Genomic DNA, 4,439 nt, shown 5'->3' with positions numbered 1-4,439 from the left:
ATCGCCGTCACCAAGACGCGTCCGGCCGAGGACGTGCGGATCCTGGCCGAGCTGGGCGTGCGCGACATCGGCGAGAACCGCGACCAGGAGGCCGCGCCCAAGGCGCACGAGCTCGCCGGGCTCTCGCTGACCTGGCACTTCGTCGGCCAGCTCCAGACGAACAAGGTCCGCTCCGTCGTCTCGTACGCCGACGTGATCCACTCGGTGGACCGCCTGCGGCTGGTGGAGGCGATCAGCAAGGAAGCGGTGCTCCAGGGCCGCAGGATCGGCTGCCTCATCCAGGTCGCGCTCGACGACGACCCGGACAGGGGCGGCGCCAGGCCCGCTGACGTGCTCGAGCTGGCCGACGAGGTGGCCCTGGCCGAAGGCGTGTGGCTGGGTGGCGTCATGGCGGTGGCGCCGCTGCACGAGGAGCCCGCCAAGGCGTTCGCCAGACTGCGCGAGGTCGCCACGCGCCTGGAGGAGCAGCACCCACGTGCAACGATGATTTCGGCCGGTATGAGCGAAGACCTCACGGAAGCCATCGCGTACGGCGCGACACACGTGCGGGTCGGTACGGCGTTGCTCGGCCGTCGCAAGCCCTTCGTCAGGTAATGTCCCCTCAAGTGGGTCTCCAGGCCCACGATCAAGTAGAGGTCGATCAGCGGTGAGCTCCAAGGGGGTACGGCTACCGCCTCGGGCTCCGGCGACGGACCCGAGCGAGTGCGACCATGAGCAGGAGGACGACGTAGCGATGGCCGGCGCGATGCGCAAGATGGCGGTCTACCTCGGTCTCGTGGAGGACGACCGCTACGAGAGATATGAGACGTACACGGACGAGTACGCCTACGACGACGAGGTGCAGCGAACCGGCGAGGAACGGCCCGTGGCGGTCCAGGACCGCGACGACGAGCCTGACGCAGGAGTGCCCGCGCCGAGGCCCGCTGCGGCCGTCCTGGAGCGCCGCACGACCGATCTGGCCCGCATCACGACCCTCCACCCGCGGACGTACAACGAGGCGCGTACCATCGGAGAGCACTTCCGCGACGGCACCCCGGTCATCATGAACTTGACCGAGATGGTTGACAGCGACGCCAAGCGGCTTGTCGATTTCGCGGCAGGTCTGGTCTTTGGCCTACATGGCAGCATTGAACGTGTTACCAACAAGGTGTTCCTGTTGTCCCCTGCCAATGTCGAGGTGACCGCCGAGGACAAGGCCCGAATCGCGGAACGCGGGTTCTTCAATCAGAGTTAGAGTCTCTGTATGTCTATCGAACCCAACCAGGTCTCGCCGAGACCGGGAGGGCACATCAGAAGTGGAGGCGCGGCCAGGCCGTGGGGATCGTAGGTCAGATCTTGGTCGTAGTCCTGTCTCTCTATTTGGTGCTGCTCATAGGCAGGATGATCTTTGAGACGGTGCAGGCTTTCGCCCGCCAGTGGCGCCCTTCCGGCGTCGTGCTGGTGCTGGCCGAGGCCACTTACACCGCAACCGACCCACCACTCAAGTTCCTCCGCCGTTTCATTCCTCCGCTCCGGTTGGGTACGGTGGCCTTTGACCTAAGCTTCACTGTCCTGTTCATCGTCGTGCTGATCCTGATCCAGATCGCGGGATTGCTGCGATGAGCCGGGCCGGTGTGGCACCGGTCGTGATCCAACTCGTGTCCGCGCTGAAGTGATTCGGGTTACCGTCCCTCCGGACAGACTCCAAGCGCGCCAAGGAGACCAAAAAATGCCGCTGACGCCCGCTGATGTGCGGAACAAGCAGTTCAGTACCACCCGGTTGCGACCGGGCTACGACGAGGAAGAGGTCGACGCCTTCCTCGACGAGGTGGAAGCTGAGCTCGACCGTCTGATCCAAGAGAACGAAGAGCTCCGTGCGAAGCTGGCGGAGTGCCTGCGCGGGAAGGTGCCGGGCGGCATGAACATGCCCATGGCCTCCGCCCCGGTCCAGGAGCAGCCCAAGCCCGAGATGATGGCTCCCCCGCCGCAGCCCGAGCCCATGCGGGCCCCGGAGCCGCCGCCGGTGCAGCAGCCGGTCCCCGTGGCCATGAGCATGCCTCCCGCCGAGGACAACATGGACACCGCGGCCCGCGTGCTCGCGCTCGCCCAGCAGACCGCCGACCAGGCGATCTCCGACGCCCGCCGGGAGGCGGACGAGACGGTCACCCGCGCCAGGCGCGAGGCCGACGAGATCCTCACCAAGGCGCGCCGCCAGGCCGAGCAGGTCATCGGCGACGCCCGCGCCCGCGCCGAGACGCTCGAGCGCGACGCGCAGGAGCGCCACCGCCAGGCGATGGGCTCGCTGGTGCAGACCCGCGACGAGCTCGAGCGCAAGGTCGAGGAGCTGCGGAGCTTCGAGCGCGAATACCGCAGCAGGCTCAAGCTCTACCTGGAAAACCAGCTCGCCGAGCTCAACGTCTCCGCCGAGGGCAGCGGTGGGTTCCCGGTGATGTCCGGTGGTCCGCAGGGTCAGGCTCCCGCCATGTCGCACGCCGTGTCGCAGAGCGGCCAGCAGCCTCTTCCCGGTGGTCCCAACCCGTTCGGCGGCGAGGCTCCGCAGGGCGCCTTTCCCGGCGGTGACGGTCCTCACAACGACCGCCGGTAAAGTAACGGGTCACTAGGACCTGTCACTCGAAAGAGCTCCCCTGTGATCCTTATCAGTGCTGGTTTGGTGCTCGCGGCGGTCGTGCTGCTGATCGCGGGCTTCGTGCTGGCTAAGCCGTTCCTGATCATGTGGTCCATCGTGGTCAGCGTGCTGTCCGCGCTGTTCCTCGTGATCGGGGCGTTCCTGCGGCGAAACGAGCTTTTTCCCGGTGGTGGGCAGGCCGCTGCGCCGGCCACCCCACCGAAAGGGCTCATGCCGCCGGGCATGCCGTACACCCAGACCGGCCCTACGGTTCCCCAGCAGCCACCGCGACCCCAACCGCATCCGCAGGCGCCGCAGCGGACGGCGACCGTTCCCGCCGCCGCTCCTCGCCGCCCCGCGGCGAGCGGCATCTCGCCGGATGCGATCGTGCTGGTGATCCCCGGACGCAAGCGCTACCACATGCCCGGCTGCCGGCAGTTGAGCGGTCGGGACAGCGAGGAGCTCACGTACGAGGAGGCACGCGAGGAGGGCTTCACGCCCTGCACGACGTGCCTGCCTGACGCAGCGCTCGGTGGACGGCAGTTGCCGCCTGCCGCCGACCCCGAGCCCGCCGTCGCACCCGGCCCCGCCGTCAGGGCGGAGAGCCGGGCGGAAAACTCCGCGGAGACCCGCGACGTACGTCCGCCGGTCACCCCGCCGAAGCCCGACACGAAGGCTTCCACCCCCACCCCGGAGCCCGCCGCCGCCCACGAGGAAGGCGCCACCGGGTGGTTCGGCCGCCCCTCCGCCGCCGCCGAATCTGATGACGATCAGGCGGACAAACAGACTTCTTATTTCCGGCCGCCGCCCTCCGCGCGCAGGCCCGACTCGCCGCCGCCCCGCCCCTCTTCGGGAGCTCCTTCCGCCGGCGGCCCCGCCAAGGGCGCGCCCTCCACGGGCGCCTCGTCCTCGAGCGGCGCCTCTTCCGGCACGCCTTCTCCGGGTGGGCGCCCCACGGACGCGCCCGCTTCCGGGTCGCCTGCCAAGGGCGACTCGGGCTCTCCTGCTCCTGGCAAGGCCGGAGCGCCGGCGGGCAAGACCGGAGCGCCGGCGGGCAAGCCGTCGCAACGGACCGGCACGCCCGAGCAGCCCGGGAGCAAGCCCGGTCAGTCCACGAGCACACCCCGGCCGTCCGGGACGAAGCCGGGACAGCCTTCGGCCGCGTCCGGGCCGTCCGCCGGGGCCAGGCCCGGGCAGCCCTCCGGCGGCCCCGGGCAGTCCGCCGGTGCCCCTGAACGAGGCGCTGGCGGGCCCGAGCGGGGCGCTGGTGCGCCTGAGCGAGCCAAGGGCAAGCCTGGGCAGCCGCCGGTTGTGGACGACGAGGACGACTCCTCGGGGCCTGCCACGGCGCCGCAGCCGCGCGTGCCTTCTTCGGCGGTGCCGACCCGTCCGGGAGCCCCGAGCGGGGCTTCAGGGCCGCCACAGCGTCCTTCTGGGGCCGCCAAGGCATCTGCCTCGTCCGGTGAGAGCGTGGTGGTGCCCGAGCGGCCCGCGTCCTCGGCCGAGTCGGAGGCCAAGCCCAAGGGCCCGCTGCCCCCCGGCGCGGCCGCCAGGTCGCCGGAGGGACGCCCTTCCGGTACGGGCCCGGGCGCCAAGCCGGTGCCGACGGGCAAGACCAGCCCCGAACGTCCACCCGCCACGGGTGCCGGCGCGGCCAAGCCGCCCGCCCCCAAGGGAGACACGCCCAATGCGGGCGCCGGCAAGGGTGAGGCGTCCAGAGGAGAGGCGACCGGCGCCGCGTCCAAGGCCGGTTCCTCGCCCGCTCCTAAGACGGGTGGGCGCAATCCTCGCTCGTGCGGTATACGAGGGTTATAAAGCATTTGTCAGGAATCGC

5 protein-coding genes are annotated in these 4,439 nt (G+C 70.1%); all 5 read left to right on the top strand.

Annotated features, from left to right (window positions below; genetic code table 11):
- Positions 1–594, top strand: a 594-nt coding sequence (locus AB0J09_RS57375; protein ID WP_360711327.1) for a YggS family pyridoxal phosphate-dependent enzyme, incomplete at its 5' end; no start/stop codon positions are given.
- A 139-nt stretch (positions 595–733) separates the two neighbouring features.
- Positions 734–1,234, top strand: coding sequence for a cell division protein SepF (gene sepF / locus AB0J09_RS57370; protein ID WP_360711324.1), 501 nt, complete (start codon positions 734–736; stop codon positions 1,232–1,234).
- Between the two features lie 80 nt (positions 1,235–1,314).
- Positions 1,315–1,602, top strand: a complete 288-nt coding sequence (locus AB0J09_RS57365) for a YggT family protein (RefSeq protein WP_360711321.1) — start codon at positions 1,315–1,317, stop codon at positions 1,600–1,602.
- 106 nt (positions 1,603–1,708) lie between these two features.
- Positions 1,709–2,584: a DivIVA domain-containing protein gene (locus tag AB0J09_RS57360; RefSeq protein WP_360711318.1), complete on the top strand. Its 876-nt coding sequence runs from the start codon at positions 1,709–1,711 to the stop codon at positions 2,582–2,584.
- A 42-nt stretch (positions 2,585–2,626) separates the two neighbouring features.
- Positions 2,627–4,420, top strand: a complete 1,794-nt coding sequence (locus AB0J09_RS57355; RefSeq protein WP_360711314.1) for a hypothetical protein — start codon at positions 2,627–2,629, stop codon at positions 4,418–4,420.
- Positions 4,421–4,439: the final 19 nt, after the last annotated feature.

The sequence above is a fragment of the Nonomuraea sp. NPDC049784 genome, assembly GCF_040659615.1.
GTDB lineage: Bacteria > Actinomycetota > Actinomycetes > Streptosporangiales > Streptosporangiaceae > Nonomuraea.
The sequence above is the reverse complement of the archived record's forward strand: the minus strand, read 5'-3'. Positions and strand labels throughout refer to the sequence as shown.

What these genes read in the sequence shown, in the direction of transcription:
- sepF (WP_360711324.1), top strand. Translation starts at nt 734, where the DNA reads ATGGCCGGCGCGATGCGCAAGATGGCGGTCTACCTCGGTCTCGTGGAG.
- AB0J09_RS57360 (WP_360711318.1), top strand. Translation starts at nt 1,709, where the DNA reads ATGCCGCTGACGCCCGCTGATGTGCGGAACAAGCAGTTCAGTACCACC.